The 16,341-nt window shown below is 61.2% G+C and carries 13 protein-coding genes; 9 read left to right on the top strand and 4 right to left on the bottom strand.

Features of this window, described 5'->3' with window-relative positions; all coding sequences use genetic code 11:
* Positions 1 to 10 precede the first annotated feature (10 nt).
* From HX899_RS07100 to HX899_RS07070, 7 genes are read left to right on the top strand one after another with little or no spacing between them, the layout of a single operon-like run.
* A complete protein-coding gene (locus HX899_RS07100) occupies positions 11 to 1,003 on the top strand; it encodes an ABC transporter permease (RefSeq protein ID WP_018480686.1) in 993 nt (330 codons plus the stop codon).
* 1 nt (position 1,004) lies between these two features.
* A complete protein-coding gene (locus tag HX899_RS07095) occupies positions 1,005 to 2,009 on the top strand; it encodes a sugar-binding transcriptional regulator (RefSeq protein ID WP_181291989.1) in 1,005 nt (334 codons plus the stop codon).
* Positions 2,006 to 3,001: an aldo/keto reductase gene (locus HX899_RS07090; protein ID WP_180195512.1), complete on the top strand. Its 996-nt coding sequence runs from the start codon at positions 2,006 to 2,008 to the stop codon at positions 2,999 to 3,001. The genes HX899_RS07095 and HX899_RS07090 overlap by 4 nt, the downstream gene beginning before the upstream one ends.
* A gap of 12 nt (positions 3,002 to 3,013) precedes the next feature.
* Entirely contained in the window at positions 3,014 to 4,762 is a 1,749-nt protein-coding gene (locus HX899_RS07085) for a glycerol-3-phosphate dehydrogenase/oxidase (RefSeq protein ID WP_181291988.1), read from the top strand.
* On the top strand, positions 4,735 to 5,577 hold the full coding sequence (locus HX899_RS07080; RefSeq protein ID WP_246697071.1) for a class I fructose-bisphosphate aldolase: 843 nt from the start codon (positions 4,735 to 4,737) through the stop codon (positions 5,575 to 5,577). Before HX899_RS07085 ends, HX899_RS07080 begins: the two co-directional genes overlap by 28 nt.
* 32 nt (positions 5,578 to 5,609) lie before the next feature.
* Positions 5,610 to 7,139: an FGGY-family carbohydrate kinase gene (locus HX899_RS07075; RefSeq protein WP_181291987.1), complete on the top strand. Its 1,530-nt coding sequence runs from the start codon at positions 5,610 to 5,612 to the stop codon at positions 7,137 to 7,139.
* A gap of 2 nt (positions 7,140 to 7,141) precedes the next feature.
* Positions 7,142 to 8,761: a GMC family oxidoreductase gene (locus tag HX899_RS07070; RefSeq protein ID WP_210273719.1), complete on the top strand. Its 1,620-nt coding sequence runs from the start codon at positions 7,142 to 7,144 to the stop codon at positions 8,759 to 8,761.
* Between the two features lie 373 nt (positions 8,762 to 9,134).
* On the opposite strand, the gene HX899_RS07065 is transcribed toward HX899_RS07070, so the two are convergent.
* Together HX899_RS07065 and HX899_RS07060 are read right to left on the bottom strand one after the other, a co-directional pair.
* Positions 9,135 to 9,338, bottom strand: a complete 204-nt coding sequence (locus HX899_RS07065; RefSeq protein ID WP_018480679.1) for a cold-shock protein — start codon at positions 9,336 to 9,338, stop codon at positions 9,135 to 9,137.
* A 112-nt stretch (positions 9,339 to 9,450) separates the two neighbouring features.
* Positions 9,451 to 9,963, bottom strand: coding sequence for a hypothetical protein (locus HX899_RS07060; protein WP_138388837.1), 513 nt, complete (start codon positions 9,961 to 9,963; stop codon positions 9,451 to 9,453).
* A gap of 364 nt (positions 9,964 to 10,327) precedes the next feature.
* Here HX899_RS07060 and HX899_RS07055 point away from each other — a divergent pair, with 364 nt between their 5' ends.
* Positions 10,328 to 11,440: a hypothetical protein gene (locus HX899_RS07055; protein WP_181291985.1), complete on the top strand. Its 1,113-nt coding sequence runs from the start codon at positions 10,328 to 10,330 to the stop codon at positions 11,438 to 11,440.
* A 68-nt stretch (positions 11,441 to 11,508) separates the two neighbouring features.
* Here HX899_RS07055 and HX899_RS07050 read toward each other — a convergent pair whose 3' ends face one another.
* Positions 11,509 to 12,117: a class I SAM-dependent methyltransferase gene (locus HX899_RS07050; protein ID WP_138388839.1), complete on the bottom strand. Its 609-nt coding sequence runs from the start codon at positions 12,115 to 12,117 to the stop codon at positions 11,509 to 11,511.
* Positions 12,118 to 12,290: 173 nt separating this feature from the next.
* Positions 12,291 to 15,170, bottom strand: a complete 2,880-nt coding sequence (locus tag HX899_RS07045) for a helix-turn-helix transcriptional regulator (protein ID WP_181292204.1) — start codon at positions 15,168 to 15,170, stop codon at positions 12,291 to 12,293.
* Between the two features lie 321 nt (positions 15,171 to 15,491).
* Here HX899_RS07045 and HX899_RS07040 point away from each other — a divergent pair, with 321 nt between their 5' ends.
* Entirely contained in the window at positions 15,492 to 16,337 is an 846-nt protein-coding gene (locus tag HX899_RS07040; RefSeq protein WP_181291984.1) for an alpha/beta fold hydrolase, read from the top strand.
* Positions 16,338 to 16,341 lie beyond the last annotated feature (4 nt).

Below are 16,341 nucleotides of genomic sequence, written 5' to 3'. Positions count from 1 at the left end.
AGACAGGGTCATGGCGGACGCTACATTGGCAACGGCACATCAGGCGCGCGCGCCCGGCTGGAAACGGTTGGGGACGATGCGCGAGGCGGGACTGATCGCGATCATCCTGGCGCTCTGCATTGTCATGAGTTTTGCCTCGCCGCATTTTCTGACGCTCGGCAACTTCCGGGCGATGCTGATGTCGTTTTCGGTGGAAGGGATCGTCGTCGTCGGCATGACCATCCTGTTGATCGTCGGCGGCATCGACCTGTCGGTCGGCTCGGTGGTCTGCTTCTCGATGGTGCTGTCGGGTTCACTGTTCCTGATGGGGCTCGATCCGTGGAGCGCATCCCTGATCGGGATCATTGCCAGCGGTCTGATCGGCTGTGTCATGGGCTTCTTCGTCACGGTTGTCGGGCTCAACCACTTCATCACCTCGCTTGCGGCGATGGTCATCGTGCGTGGTATCTGCCTGATCATCACCAAGGGCACGCCACTGTCGCTGTTTACCTTGCCGCCCTCGTTCAAGGCGGTCGGGCAGGGCACGTTCTATGGCGTCCCCTATGTGATCCTGATTTTTGTTGCGGTCGTCGTGCTGTTCGATTTCCTGCTGCGCCGGGCAACCGCCTTCCGCAAGGTGTTCTACACCGGCAGCAACGAAAAGGCGGCGCTCTATTCCGGTATCAAGACCAACCAGGTAAAGTTCTGGGTGACGGTGCTCTGCGCCACGCTGTCCGGCGTTGCCGGGGTGATCTATATGTCCCGCTTCGGCGCCGCGACCCCGACCTTTGGTGTTGGCATGGAGCTCAACATCATCGCGGCGGCGGTGATCGGTGGTGCGTCGCTGAATGGCGGCTCCGGCACGATCCTTGGGGCTATTCTCGGTATTGCCCTGCTGTCGGTCGTAACAAGCTCGTTGATCTTGCTTGACGTGTCCGTCTATTGGCAAGACATGATCAAAGGCTGCATTCTGCTTGCCGCCGTCTCGATCGACCATTTCCTGCACAAGCGGAAGGCTGCCTGATATGCCGATAGCCAAGCTCAAACCCGCAAATGCGCCGCGCGAGGAAATCGTCATCGCCCGGCAGATGCACCAGGCCCTGGTCCTACATTTCCTCGAGGGACTGACACAGGCGCAGATAGCCGATCAGCTCGGCATCTCGCACGCCACCGTCAATCGCCTGATCAAGCGCGGCCGCCAGCTCGGCCTGGTCGAGATCAAGATCAAGTCGCCGGTCGAGCCGCTGGTCGATATGGAAGAACGGCTACAAGCGCTTGGCGGCATCGGCCGCGCCGTGGTGGTGCCGACAGTGTCCGACAATCCGCAGACGGCGCTTCAAGCCGTCGGCGAGGCAGCAGCAAGGTTGCTGCTGGAAGAGATCACCGACGGCGATACGATCTGCATCACCGGCGGCAAAGGGGTGAGCGCCGTCGTGGCCGGTCTGCAGCCGCCGCGTCGGTTCAATGTCGAGGTCATTCCGGCAACCGGCTGCGTGCAAGGTAAACACTATACCGATGTCAACCATGTCTCGACCTTGATGGCTGACCGGCTTGGGGGGCGTTCCTACCAGATCCATGCGCCCCTCTTTGCCGATGATGCCGAGCAGCGGGCGATGCTGATCAACATGCGTTCCGTTGCAGAAGTTTTCAAACGGGCGCGCGAGGCGAAAGTGGCGGTGGTCGGCATCGGCTCGATCCTCTCGGACGATTCGAGCTATTACGACCTGCATCCGTCCTCGAGCACCGACCGCGCCGCGATCGAGCGCTCCGGCGCCTCCTGCGAATTGCTGGCGCATCTGCTCGATGATCATGGCCAGGTCTGCGATTACAGCCTCAACCGTTCGCTGGTGTCCCTGACTCTGCCGGAATTCGCCTCGATCCCCACCAAGATCGGTGTGGCGAGCGGGCCGAACAAGGCAGGGCCGATCCTCAGCGTTCTGCGCGGCAATCATCTCGATACGCTGGTGACCGATGAGGCGACGGGTGCCCGCGTGCTGGCACTGGCGAATGGCGAAGGAAAATGGGCATGAGCGGACAGCAATTGACACGTGAGATCGGCAAGTCGGGCGTTTCCGCTTCGGCGGTGGGACTGGGCACCTGGGCGATCGGCGGCTGGATGTGGGGCGGGACCGATGAGGCCGAATCCATCGCCGCGATCCAGGCATCGCTCGATGCCGGCGTGACGCTGATCGATACGGCACCGGCCTATGGGCTTGGACGTTCCGAGGAGATCGTCGGCAGGGCGTTGACCGGGCGACGCGACAAGGCTGTCATCGCCACCAAATGCGGCCTTGTCTGGCATACGCAGAAGGGCCGTCATTTCTTCGACCAGGACGGCAAGCCGGTGCACCGTTATCTCGGCCGCGACGCGATCCTGCATGAGGTCGAGGAAAGCCTGAGGCGGCTCGGAACCGACTATATCGACCTCTACATCACCCATTGGCAGGACCCGACGACCCCGATTGAGGAAACGATGCGGGCGCTGGAAGACCTGCGCATATCGGGCAAGATCCGGGCGATCGGCGCAAGCAATGTCAGCCCCGACGACCTTAATGCCTATATCGCTGCCGGTGGTCTCGATGCGATCCAGGAGCGGTTCAGCATGATCGACCGGGAGATCGAGGCGGAGCTTCTGCCGCTGACCGAGGCCAACAGCATTGCGACGCTGAGCTACTCGTCGCTGGCGTTAGGATTGCTGTCCGGCACCATCGGTCCTGACCGGGTGTTTTCCGGCGACGATCAGCGCAAGGGCAATCCGCGCTTTTCAGTCGGCAACCGCCAGAAGGCGACGGCGCTGGCCGACGCCATCCAACCGATCGCCGAAAAACACGGCGCCAGCATCGCCCAGATCGTGATTGCCTGGACGCTGGCGCAGCCGGGCGTCACCTTTGCACTTTGCGGGGCGCGCAATCCGGCACAGGCGCTCGACAATGCACGGGCCGGGACCATCCGGCTGGATGCGGTCGATCTTGCCGCCATCGATACGGCCATAGCGGCGAAACTGACTGACATGGACAGGTAGCGGATCGCCATCATGAAACGGCAAGAGATATTGGACGGGCTCCGCCAGAGCCCGAAGGTGGACGTCTGCGTCATCGGCGGCGGCATCAACGGCATCAGCGTCTTTCGCGAGCTGTCGCTGCAGGGACTGAACGTGCTGCTCGTCGAGAAACACGACTATTGCTCCGGGGCCAGCTCGGCGCTGTCGCGCATGGTGCATGGCGGGCTTCGCTATCTTGAAAACGGCGAATTCAAGCTGGTGCAGGAATCCCTGGTCGAGCGGGACCGGCTGCTGCGCAACGCGCCGCATTACGTCGCGCCGCTGCCGACGACGGTGCCGGTGTTCGATATATTTTCCGGCCTTGGCAATGGCATCGTCCGCTTCCTGGGCCTCAGCCGCCGCCCGAGCCGGCGTGGCGCCGTTGCCATCAAGGCGGGCCTGAGCATCTATGATTTCCTGACGCGCAAGCGGGCATTGATGCCGCGCCACCAGTTTCGCGGCCGGCGCACGACGCTTGCCAAGTGGCCGGCGCTCAATCCCGACATCAAGAGTTCCGCCACCTATTTCGACGCCTGGGTCAGCCACCCGGAGCGGCTGGGCATCGAGCTTCTGCAGGACGGTCTTTCAGCAAAGTTTGGGGCGATGGCACTGAACTATGCGGAACTGCGTCGGACAGAGGATGGCCAATATCGTGTCGAAGACCAGATCGGCGGCGCGTCGGTTACCGTCGAACCGGCGCTGATCGTCAACGCCACCGGCGGCTGGATCGACATCGCCAATCAGACCCTGCTTTCGCCAGAAGCGCGGCCGTCACCGCTGATGGGCGGCACCAAGGGCTCGCATCTGATCATCGACAATGCCGACCTGCGCGACGCGCTCGCTGATCACATGATCTACTATGAGAACGAGGACGGGCGGATCTGCATCCTCTTTCCCTATCTCGGCAAGGTTCTCGTGGGTTCCACCGATATCCGCGTCGATGATCCGGAAACGGTGCGCTGCGAGGCGGACGAGCGGGATTATATCCTGCAGTCGCTCGCCTTCGTGCTGCCTGATATTGCCATCCGGCCGGAACAGATCGTTTTCCAGTTTTCCGGCGTGCGGCCGCTGCCGGCCAGCACCGACAGTTTTACCGGGCGCATTCCGCGCGATCATTTCTGCACGGTCGTAGAGCCGAAGGATGGTGGCCCACCGGTTCTGTGCATGATCGGCGGCAAGTGGACGACATTCCGGTCCTTCGGGGAACTGGCGGCCGACATGGCGCTGGAAAGGCTAGGCAGGCAGCGCCGTATTATGACAACCGATCGGCCGATCGGCGGCGGGCAGGCATTTCCCGCCAACGCGCCTGTCTGGCTTGCGCAGGCGGCGGCCAGCAAAGGCCTTTCCGTCCGGCGCATGTCTGAGCTGTTTGTCCGATACGGCACGGATGCCGAGGCGGTTGCCGGTTTCATCGCGGCGGGTCCCGATGCTTTGCTGCCGCACGACGGCTACTCGATGCGCGAATTGCAGTTCCTGATCCGCGGTGAAGCGGTGGAACATCTCGACGACCTGCTTTTGCGGCGCACGACGCTGGCCGTTTCGGGCGAGCTTTCGCTCGATATGATGGATGCCGTACTCGACCTGCTGACGCAGGAAAAGCACTGGACGCTCGCGCATCACGCCCGTGAGCGCGATCGTTTTCTCACCCTTCTCACGGAACGCCACGGCGTCGACGAAGACATGCTTTCGGCAAGGAACGAACCAAGGAGCACAGAATGCGACACAACTGCAAAGTCCGGATGAACCGGCTGTTCGGCGGCGGCCGCTGCCTCGACGTGGCGATCGATCACGGCGTCTGCAACGAACCGTCCTTCCTCAACGGGCTGGAGGATATTCAGGCCGTCGTCAAGGCGCTGGTTTGTGCCGGGCCGGATGCGATCCAGATGAATTACGGCCAGGCGGACCTGCTGCAGGAGGTGCCCGGCAAGGACAAGCCGTCGCTGGTCATGCGCATCGACATGGGCAATCCCTATAACCGGATCCGCCACCGCGACATGTGGGCGGTGCTGCAGAACGAGGCCGAACCGTTGATCGGCGCGATCGAAATGGATGCAGCCTGCGTCGTCGTCAACCTGTTCATGCTGCCGGACGAGCCGGACCTGTTTCGCCAATGCGTGCAGAACATTTCCCGTGTGCGGGCCGATTGCGACAAGTATGGCATGCCGCTGATGATCGAGCCGCTGGTGATGCAACCGGTCACCGAAAAGGGCGGTTACATGGTCGATGGCGATGCCGACAAGATCGTTACGTTGACGCGGCTCGCCCGCGAGATGGGGGCGGATATCGTCAAGGCGGATCCGACCACCAATGCCGAGGATTTCCACAGAGTGGTGGAAGCAGCCCGTTGCCCGGTTCTGGTGCGCGGCGGCGGCAAGGAAGATCTTCGTGCCGTCTTCGACAAATCCGCTGCCTTGATGCGACAGGGCGCAATGGGCATGGTCTATGGGCGCAACATCTATCAGCACGCCAATCCGAGTGCCGTGGTGCGCGGGCTGATGGCGATCGTGCACGAGGATGCGAGCGGCGAACAGGCCTTTGCGCTCTACCAGCAGGGCTGAGCAGCGATTTCGAATCTGGGGAGGGGTTCTGCATGGGAAACTATCTTTTGGGGCTCGACGCCGGAAACACCGTCATCAAGGCGGTGATTTTCGACCGCGCGGGTAACGAGATCGCGGCTGCGTCCGAAGAGGGACACAGCCGCATGCCAAGCCCGGGGCATGTCGAGCGGGGGCTGGACGAATTATGGGCGAATGCACGGCAGGTCATTCGCGCCTGCATCGAAAAGGCAAAGATCCAGCCGGAGGAAATCGCCGCAATCGGTTGCGCCGGGCACGGCAACGGTCTCTATGCGCTTGATCGCGACGGCGCTCCGCTCATCGGCATCCAGTCGCTCGACACGCGGGCGGCCGGGCTGGTCGACGAATGGCGAGAGGCCGGCGTTGGAGACCGGACCTATCCCATTGCCCGCCAGCGCCCGTGGCCATCCCAGACGCCGACATTGCTTGCCTGGTTGAAGCGTCACCGGCCGGAACTGTTCAATCGCATCGGCACGGTGTTCTTCTCCAAAGATTTCGTCGTCAACCGTCTGACAGGCCGCCGCGTCAGCGAGGTGTCCGACATGTCGGGGGCCGGCCTGCTCGATCTTGCCGCGCGCCGCTACGACAAGGCACTGATGGAAGCCTATGGACTGGGCGATTGCATGGACCTCTTGCCGCCGCTCATCGAAAGCGCCGACATTGCCGGTACGGTAACGGAAGAGGTCGCGACGCAAACCGGGCTCGCCGCCGGTACGCCTGTGGTCGGCGGGCTGTTCGACGTCGTCGCCTCGGCGCTCGGCTCGGGCGTTTCGCGCACCGGCAGCGCCTCTATCATTGCCGGCACATGGAGCATCAACCAGGTCGTTATAGACAGTCCCGACCTCGACGGGCCGGTCTTCATGTCCTCGACCTTCGATCGCAGCCGCTACATGGCGATGGAGAACAGCGCCACCTCGGCTGCCAATCTCGAATGGCTGGTGAGGGAGTTCTTCGAAGGCGAGCATGCGGAAGGCGTTTCGCCCTTCGATGCCTGCTGCGCGCTGGCCGGGGCGATCGAGCCCGCGGCAGACGACCCGCTCTATCATCCCTATCTCTATGGCGCCCAGCAGGACGGTCACGCACGCGCCGGCTTCTACGGCATTGCCGGCTGGCACACCAAGGGGCATCTCGTTCGCGCGCTTCTCGAGGGTGTCGCCTTCGGTCATCGCCAGCACATCGAGACGATCCGAAAGGCCGGCGCGGTGTTCAACGAAGCGGTGCTCTCCGGCGGCGGCTCGCGCAGCCTGATCTGGCCGCAGATCTTTGCCGATGTGCTCGGCGTACCCGTCACTGTCGCCCGCTCGCGCGAAACCGGTGCACTGGGGGCGGCGATTGCGGCCGGAACCGGCGTCGGCATTTTCGCGGATTTCGGCGCCGGTGCTGCGGCCATGGTCCGAACCGAGCGGCATTATCGCCCGGATGTCTCGCTTGAGGCGCATTATGCGCGGCGCTACGCTCTCTATCAGGATATCGCCGAAGCGATGGCACCGCTCTGGCGGCGTCTGACGGCGGTCCTGTCGGTGGCAGAGGGGGCGGCGGCGTGAATATGCGTGTGGATGACGCAGCCATTGATGCGGGACGCTATGACTTCATCATCGTCGGCGCGGGATCGGCGGGATGCGTTCTGGCCAACAGGCTGTCGGCCGATCCGAAAACCCGCGTCCTGCTGCTCGAAGCCGGCGGCAGCGACCGCTATCATTGGGTGCATGTGCCGATCGGCTATCTCTACTGCATGGGCAATCCGCGCACCGACTGGATGATGAAGACGGCGGCGGAAGCCGGCCTCAACGGCCGGTCACTGCCTTATCCGCGTGGAAAAGTGCTGGGCGGCTGCTCGTCAATCAACGGCATGATCTACATGCGCGGTCAGGCGTCCGATTACGACGGCTGGCGGCAGGCTGGCAATTCCGGCTGGGGCTGGGACGACGTGCTGCCCTATTTCCTGAAATCCGAGGACAACTATCGTGGCAAGTCGCGGATGCACGGGGCTGGCGGCGAATGGCGGGTGGAAAAGCAACGGCTTTCCTGGCCGATCCTCGATGCCTTTCGCGTCGCGGCTGAAGAACTCGGTATCCCGAAGACCGACGATTTCAACGATGGCGATAATGAGGGCTCGGGCTATTTCGAGGTCAACCAGCGCGGCGGCCTGCGCTGGAATACGACCAAGGCCTTTCTGCGCCCGGCGATGAAGCGGCCCAATCTTCGTGTGCTGACCAGCGCCGAAACCGAGCGGCTGGAATTTGACGGCAGGATGGTGACCGGGGTGCGGTTCCGGTTGAACGGGCAGAACCATCTGGCTCGCGCCGGTCGCGAGGTCATCCTGTCCGCCGGTGCGATCAATTCGCCGAAAATCCTGGAGCTTTCCGGGGTCGGTCGCCCGGATGTGTTGTCCGCTGCCGGACTGGACGTCGCCCATGAACTTCCGGGTGTCGGCGAAAACCTGCAGGACCATCTGCAAATCCGGACGGTCTTCCGCATCGAGGGCGCAAAGACGCTGAACCAGCTCTATCACAACCTGCTCACCCGAGCGGGCATGGGGCTTGAATATATGCTGCGCCGGTCCGGGCCGTTGTCGATGGCGCCGAGCCAGCTCGGTATCTTTGCCAAGAGCGATCCGGCCGTTGCAACCGCCGATCTCGAATATCACGTGCAGCCCTTGAGCACCGACCGGCTCGGCGAGCCGCTGCACAAATATCCCGCCGTCACCGTCTCTGTCTGCAATCTGCGGCCGGAAAGCCGGGGGACGGTGCATGTTGGCGGCCCGGACCTTTCCGTGGCGCCGGAAATCCGCCCGAATTATCTTTCGACCGTCGGCGACCGGTTGGTTGCGACGAAATCGATCCGACATGCCCGCCGGCTCATGGAGGCCGGTGCCATCGCCAAGTACCTGCCGCAGGAGATGCTCCCGGGCACGGAATACCGGACTGACGAGGAGCTGATCCGTCGCGTCGGCGATATCGCCACGACGATCTTCCATCCGGTCGGTACCTGCAAGATGGGCAGCGACATGATGGCGGTTGTCGATCCACAATTGCGGGTGCATGGGCTGGCGAAACTGCGGGTGGTTGATGCCTCGATCATGCCGACGATCGTGTCGGGCAATACGAACTCGCCGGTGATCATGATTGCCGAGAAGGCCGCGGAAAGCATTCTATCAGGGGTGTGATGAGTTCTTCGCCGTGATGAACTCTCGCATTGTCTAAAGCGAATGCGTGGAACATCCTTTTGTCAGAGACAAAATGCTCAGTTTGCCGCGACTGCGCTGGCGTGAGCGTCGTCACGCGTAATATTCGGAATTTCCAAGGTGCTGACGTCAAACGACACGCTCAGACCTCGATTGCCGTCGGTTCGGCTTAAAGCATATCGCACAAAACCGTGCAGCGGTTTTGCGACAACGACGTGCGTAGCACAAAGACCTAAAGCGCGAGAGCGAACCTGAAAGATCGCGACGCGCTTTAGAGTACGAAGGCATTCGCGCCCACGACTCGTGAGGATGAGCCCAACCCGCTCAACGCAGGCTGGGCCACCTTCGATTTCGATCAGATGGTCGAGACGTTCTCAGCCTTCGATTTCCCAGTCTTGCGATCCTGTCCAACTTCGAAGCTGACCTTGTCGCCTTCGCGGAGCGACCCGCCGCTCTGCAGTGCAGACACGTGAACAAAAACGTCCTGGCCGCCACCCTCAGGGGTGATGAAGCCGAAGCCCTTGTCGTCATTGAAGAATTTAACGGTACCTGTCGGCATGAGATAACTATTTCCTTGTATCGTTCGACGATTTGCGAAGGCGAAACTATAGCTTCGGAGCTTCTCTATCAACCCTTTAGCACGCTAGAGGCTCTTTGAACGCAAAAAGATATCAGCTCCGACGAAGGTCAATGCGGCTCGTAACAACCGATCGACCTGTAGCGGGGTCTGTGTCGACGGTTGTGAGGCGCATGCCGGATGCCCCGGTTTTTTCAATCGTCATCTGCGCACGTCGGTCACCATTGACCTCTTTCGCCCATTTGATCGCGAGGCTTATGGCATTACCAGCGCGCTTTCCGCCTAGACCCGCAGTGCCGGTGCCCGCGCCCACATAGGAGCCGGTGTAGCTGTCACCGCTGGCCTTGAGTTTAGCGCTGATGACACGGGAAAAAACGACGAGACTGGTGCAGCGTCCATTGAGTGCAAGGGAACTTGCATTCGCGTCCGACTTGAAACGGCAAGTGACTTTAATCGTGGGTGCATTTGTCCGCACTTTCACCGTACCGTTACCGCTCCAGTTTCCCGCCAGTGTTTTGAGGAAGGCGGATTCGTCGGCGTGGGCGGCGCCGGCCGTGAGCATTGACGCCGTAGCAGCGGCGATGGCGCAGGCGAGGATCTTGATCATCTGAGTAACTTTCGGGCCACATAACATCCGCATCATGACGCTTGGCTCTTCGAGGAGGAGGGGTGTCATATAACCGCTCGGCGATGGTTTGGTTCCGTAGGGGAGGGATTCGATCGCGTTCTCAACGCAGTGCGGACGTTTTCAACAAGATCAACGTACAAATGATGCCCACGCACGCTGAAAGGGATTGCCGATCTCCCGCCTCAGGCTTTAGATCGGTCTTACACAATGAGATTGTGCAAGCCGGCCGCAATGACGTCAATTCCGCTATAGCGCCGCGCGTTGCGCAAAGGACGCGGCAGCGCTTTGAATTGCTGCCTCATTGGCCGCTGCCTGAGCTTGCCAGCCCATTGCGCTGTCACATATGAGGGGTCCGACGCCATTGCCTTCACTTGTTCTTCCTGGTCGCCCGCTTTCGTTGGCGCGCAACGTCATCTCCACGCCGAATGCTTACTTCTGGGCAACGCCCATCATCCTCGCACTGGCTGTCTTTCTATTCGTCTCGGAAGCGCCAGGGGTAATCCGCGATTTCCAGATCAGCCAGAACCCTTTGACGCTTGAAAATGGCGACGTGCAAAACGGGCGATGCACGACACGCAAGGCAGTCTTTACCGATTGCGAGGCACGCCTGGTCTACAGCTACGGTGGACGAGACTACGACACCGAAGTCGAGGTCATGTTCGTCGATTTCCATACCGGCGACTACGAAACGGGTCTGGTGATATCAGCCGATCACCCGGAACTTGCGACGATGAGCCTGGGTCTGGACATGCTCTGGAACCGGATCATCACGCTTACTGTGTTCGCCGTTCTGCTTGGCGGCATGGGCCTGGGGATGATTTTTCTCGCTATCCGCATTTGGCGGGTCAAGGGCCAACTGCTTCGGCCTGCCTTGCTGACCCCTGTCCCGGTCGAGATCACCGCATTCGACCGCAAACGCGGCGTCCTTTCCATCACCTATAACGACAAGATCGCCGACGACAAAACGGGACGATCGGCTTACACGCGCATGAAGAATGGAGAGGAGCCTCTGATCGTCGGTGAAGCCAATGGCAAGGCGATCGGACTGGCCGTCAGGCACGGCAATACGGCCCTGCCGGTGCTTCTCGACGATCGTCTTCAGCGCGTGGAGCTTACGGATAATGAGCGCACCGCAGCTCTTGCACCTTTCGCGTATCAGCAAGAACGCGATCGGAATGCGCCGATTTTGATTGAAGAACCAAAAAGGACGGTATCGATCTGGAAGCGGCTGCAGCTTTTCTTCGGTGTGTTGCTTCTGATCGTCGTGGGTGTGGTCGGCTTCTGGCTTTGGTACGTCACGACCTCCACGACAGCGTTCCAATCGCCTGGCATGGACATCAACAATCTCATGCCAGCGCCGTTGAACGAGTGGGGATGCGAGCAGTTGAAGAAGCGGTTCGGTCAGAATCGCGCGCCGTTTGGTTGCGTCGCCGACGATTATACGAGCTGGAAATAGAAAGATGGCCCCCGCTGTCTGACCGAGCCTTCACGGTCGGTGGCGGACCGGAGCGGCACGAAACCGCGTCACTCTGGTCTGCGAGCGTAAAACGTGTTCCACCCATCGCCGTCACGGTTGATCCTGTGTGCGTCCCATTCAAGAGCGAGCCCCGCCTCCTTGATGCACAGCGCGAAATCGTCCCGGCGCCAGTAGGACATATGGTAGGCGCCGCTTGTCTCCCCGTCCCCATCGCGCATCGACACCAGGAAGACGCCTCCCGGGCGTAGCGCAGCGACGATCTTTTCGAGAACCGGGCCGGTCTGGTCACGAGGCACATGAATGAGGACACAGAGAGCGACCACCGCGTCATAGGGGCCGTCAAGGTCGTCGGTGATGACGTTGAGGAGCTCGCCCTTCTTGCCGCGCGCCGCCTGCAGTTCCAGAAACCGTCGCGTCGCATCGGTTCGCCTTACCGAAACGCCCAGTGTCTCCAGGAAATCCGCATCCCATCCGGCCCCCGAGCCGATCTCAAGGATCTGGCCGCCCTTGCCGGCGGCGCTGGCGACCTGACGCAGTGCCGCCTCGAGGCTCGGCCAGGGAAACTGATCAACGATGCGACTATAGTCATCGGCACAACCTTCATAAGAATCGATCGTGCGTTGGGTGTTGGCCAAGGTGGCGGAAGAGATGTTCATTTGACCTCCGGATGTTCGCATTTGGGCGCCGCTCGGCGCGCGCTATATGAACACCCTCGGCCTAAGGCCGGCATAAGCACATCAGGCAACATACCTAGACAATCAAATAGGAATGCAATGACTGTATCGTGCGAACGACAGACACCGGAAGGGCATAGCCAGACAAGCGAACTTCAGGCGGGATCTACGATCCGGAGCCGGTGGGCCATTGCGGCCGCGGCGCCGCGGCTGGGGACGGAGAGCTTGCTCAAGATGTTGGAGACATGAACGCTCGCCGTTTTCGAGGAAATGAACAGATGGACGGCGATCTCGCGATTGCTCTGTCCCGCGGCGAGAAGCCGGAGCACCTCGAATTCCCGATCCGTCAGGCCGAGGGGTGCCTTCGGCATGCCACCCTCCTTCCCGTTTCCAAGATCAATGCGGGCCTTTTCGGCGAGGGTCTCGATCTGATTGCCCAGGAGGGAAGCGCCGGTCGAATGGGCAAGGTCTGCGCCTCGTCGGAAATGGCCCGCACCCTTCGCGCGCTGGCCGGCATTCACCGCAGCACAACCGGCCTGCATAAGAGCATATGCCTGCCGAAAGGGCCGGCTCAAATCAGCCCAGCTTTTGGCAACCGCTTCCCACGCCTCGAGGTCGGAACCCGTCGAGCGCGACATCTCGGCCAGGATGCCCAGCAGCTCGGCTTCCTCCACCACATTGCGGCACGAGGACCGAGCGGCAAGGTCGGCAAACCGCCGCGCCACATCTTTCTGGTTCGTATCAACGGCAACGCGCATCGCCGAGGCCAGGAGTGGCCAAGAGACGCGTCCTTGTTTTTCGCAATGGGTCAAGACGGATCTTGCCAGGGTCGCAGACTGATCCATGTCACCCGCCAGCGCGCGGCTTTCGATGTCAAATCTCAACAGATTGGCCGCCATGCGGCTCGCAACCTGAGGGCCGGGTGGCAGACTGCGCAAGGATCTCGCCGCAACGGCAATTCGATCCGAATTCCCCAATACCAAGGCGATCTCCGCCTGGCATTCGAAAACATGAACGAGCCCGAGCGGCAGCGGATCCAATGCCGCCATCCGCTCGCATGTCTCAATGGCTTCGGAAACGCGGCCCAAGGCGAGGAGAGCGCGGCATAAAGGCGAACCGATTATCGCCCCGATATAGCGCGCCTGGCCGAACTCGACCGTCCGCGCAAAGATCGCCGGTCCGATTTCGGCGACCTGAGGATATTTTCCGGTCTCAAGCAGGGCTCGAAGCAATGCGGCGCCCGCCAGCACCTCGACTCGTCCGATGGAGGCCTGCCTGGCGCGGTCAATGACGCTCCAGAGGCTATCGATGTGGTAACTGCCCGATGCCATCTCCAAAGACTCGGCGACGATCAGTGCCTCTATCCGGTACTCCTCGTCATCGAGCCTTTCAGACAGGTCCTTCAGTTCGTCGCCCAAGCGGCTGGCGCGATCAAACTCTCCCCTTAATATCAGTGCGCGGGAAAACTGTCCCAGTCCGTCCGCGCGCAGCCTTGTGGAATCGGGCGCATGATCGAGCGCGCGCTCCAGGTCGGCGATCTCGCCTGGGATAAGCGCGTGTTGACGCATCACCGCGCGCTGCAGAAGAAGTGCTGCCAGTTGCTCCTTGTCGCGACCGACGTCCACTTCGGCGAGTGCGCGTTCGACAAAAGCCAACCCCTGTTCCGCCTCCGCTGCCCAGCAGGCCGCATCGGCAGCGAGTTCCAACACCTTGCAGTGATCCGCGCCGATCACTACAATCGCATCATCGACCTCGGGCCATACTGCCAGCACGAGCTTCAGCATTTCCATCTGGTCTGCATAGGCGAAAGTAGCCGCGGCCTCAGTGGCGGATTGCCAGGCCCATCGCAGGCAATTCTCGGCTTGGCCGGCGCCGTACCAGTGGCGCGCGAGCGCTACGGAATGCCAAACTCGGTAGCTTGGAACCGGTCCGCGTTCGAGCACGTCCGCATAGGCGCGATGGATGGCCACCTTTTCGCCGGCGATCAGGTCACGCCGCACCGCTTCGTGGATCAGTGCGTGGCGGAACGCATATCCATCATGATCAGGCACCAGGATCCCAGCCAAAATCGCTGGACGCAGCCATTCCGCTAATTCAAGATCGGCCTTGTTCGCGACGCTGCGAAGAAGCGCATGAGTGATATGCGGGCCGCCGAGCGCCATCACCTTCAAAAGCTCGGCCGTCGACGCCGGCATGTCCCTGACGGCTCTCAGCAGGTAGTCGTTGAGCGAACCAGGAAAATCTCTGCGCAAGCCTCCGCTCGCATCGATGAGTGCCTCCGTGAAAAGCGGGATTCCGCAGCACCGCGCATGGACCTCGTTGATCAGCGCAGGTGTTGGGGGGCGTCCCAGCAGCCCCTCGAGCTGCACGGCGACCTCCGCGCGCTGAAGGCGGGGAAGCGTCAACACCTCGGCACCCTCGGAAAGTGAGAGGTCCGCGATGGTCGTCCGCAGGGCGTTGGTGGCGCTGGTCTCCTCGGGTCGATAGGTGACGATCAGCATCAGCCGAATTTTCTTCAGCCGTGTCGCGAGGAAACGAAGCAGATCGCAAGTTGCCTGGTCGGCCCAGTGAATGTCCTCGAAGACCACCACGAGCGGTGTCTCCCGTGCCAGCTCCTCTAACAGCTTTCGCAGCACCTCGAACAGCCGCGCTCTTGCGATGCCCGCATCAAATCTTTCGGAGCTCTCGCCGAGTTCGGGAAGAAGCCAGGCCAGTTCTCGCGCACCCTCGGCGCCGACAAAGGATTTGACTGCCGGCGCGCCGCGCAGCTGAACAAGTTCATGCAGAACAGCCGTTACCGGCGCGTAGGGCAATGCCGATTCCCGCTGCTCAATGCACCCGCCTTTCAAAATCAGGGCGCGGCCGGACAGTCGGTTGGCAAACTCTTCAACCAGCCGCGTTTTGCCGCCGCCTGCTTCTGCCCCGACAAGAAAGGAACGTTGCCGCCCGCCGGACACATCTCGGAAAGCGGACTCCATCGAATCGAGTTCTACTGCACGGCCTGAAAACCGAGACCTTCTGAGGGATGTCGACACAAGATGCTCCGAAACCTGAAGTTCGAGATTAGCAGAGATGAAAACATAGTCATCCCGACGGTGCAGAGTAGCGATGCGGAGATCCCAAGTGCCGGCGATGTTCAGCCCCCCGGAACCTTGACCTGGATCCGACTGGATCACCTGATGCTGCCAAAGTGGATTTTAGGCCCCGTCATACTCAAAATGCCCGATGCGACACCACCCGCCTTAGCCACAGGGTGGGGAATATGCGGACGTCGAGTGGCGTTCGCGTGGAAGCCTGCGGATACGAAGGCCTGCGACTTTCGCCGCTTCACCCAAGCCAATAAAGGATGCCGCCAAGTGACTGAACGTATGATCAAGTTTGACGACGTCGAGATTGCCACTCAGGCTTTCGGCAATCCGGCGCATGAGCCGATCCTGCTCATCATGGGCGCCATGGCTTCAATGTTGTGGTGGCCGGACGGATTCTGCCAAAAGCTTGCTGATCACGAGTTCTATGTCATCCGCTACGATAATCGAGACACCGGCCGCTCGACGATCTACCCGCCGGGGGAGCCGCCCTATGCAATGGACGACATGGCCGAGGACGCCATAAGGGTACTTGATGGCTACGGCATCGACCGCGCCAATCTGATTGGAATGTCGTTGGGTGGCACGATCGCCCAGATCGCCGCACTGTCAAATCCGAAGCGCGTCAAGACACTAACGCTGATCTCCACCACGCCGGTGGGCGTTGATACCAGTGCTCTACCCCACACCACAAACGCCTACATGGAGCACGCAGCGACGGGTGAGCACGTCGATTGGACAGACAATGCCCAAGTGATCGAATTCCTCCTCAAGGATACCCAGATGATCGCCGGTTCGGCGCACCCTTACGACGAACGGCAGGCGCGCGCCTTTGTTGAACGCGACGTCAAACGGGCCAAAAACTTCGTCAGTGCTAACAATCATTTCATGCTGAAGGGCGGCCAGGCCTTAAGGGGCAAGTTGGGTGAACTTGCCGCGCCCCTCCTTGTCATACACGGAACCGCTGATCCGATTTACCCCTTTGAGCACGGTGAATTGCTGACACGAACCGTCAAGGGAGCGAAGCTCATTCGGCTCGAGGGCGGTGGCCACGAAATTCATCTCCAGGATTGGCAGGAGATCACTTCTGCTATCGAAGCTCATTGCGGTCGGTAGCTTG

Source organism: Rhizobium sp. WYCCWR 11146, from assembly GCF_013591995.1.
Taxonomy (GTDB): domain Bacteria; phylum Pseudomonadota; class Alphaproteobacteria; order Rhizobiales; family Rhizobiaceae; genus Rhizobium; species Rhizobium indicum.
This window is presented reverse-complemented; position numbering and strand designations above follow the sequence as displayed.